We start from the raw sequence: 517 nt of genomic DNA on the forward strand, positions 1-517 counted from the left end.
GTCCGCCAGCATCTACCAGTCCCTGACCGCCGATCCTTCCGAGGTGTTCTAACGGGCGGTCCGAGCAAAGGCCCCGGACGAAGGCGTTACGCCTTCGCCCGGCGGCGTCAGGCGCGCTTGAGCGCGGCGACGCGTTCGCGGCGACGGGTCTCGTGCCGCTCCAGCACCTCGGCCAGATAGCGGCCGGTCCAGCTTTCCGGCGTGGCCGCGACCTTCTCCGGCGTGCCCGAGGCGACGATCAGGCCGCCGCCGTCGCCGCCCTCGGGACCGAGGTCGAGCACCCAGTCGGCAGTCTTGATGACCTCGAGATTGTGTTCGATGACGATCACCGTATTGCCCTGGTCCACCAGCTCATGCAGCACCTCCAGCAGCTTTGCCACGTCGTGGAAATGCAGGCCGGTGGTCGGCTCGTCGAGGATGTAGAGCGTCTTGCCGGTCGCCTTGCGCGACAGTTCCTTGGCAAGCTTGATGCGTTGCGCCTCGCCGCCCGACAGCGTGGTGGCCTGCTGGCCGATGT

Annotated in this window: 1 pseudogene; it reads right to left on the minus strand. The window is 67.7% G+C overall.

The window, feature by feature from the left end:
* Nucleotides 1-107: 107 nt before the first annotated feature.
* A pseudogene (locus DNK89_RS23990) lies at nt 108-517 on the minus strand (ATP-binding cassette domain-containing protein); the annotation flags it as partial.

Source organism: Acidovorax sp. ST3 (assembly GCF_003231145.1).
Lineage (GTDB): Bacteria > Pseudomonadota > Gammaproteobacteria > Burkholderiales > Burkholderiaceae_C > Acidovorax.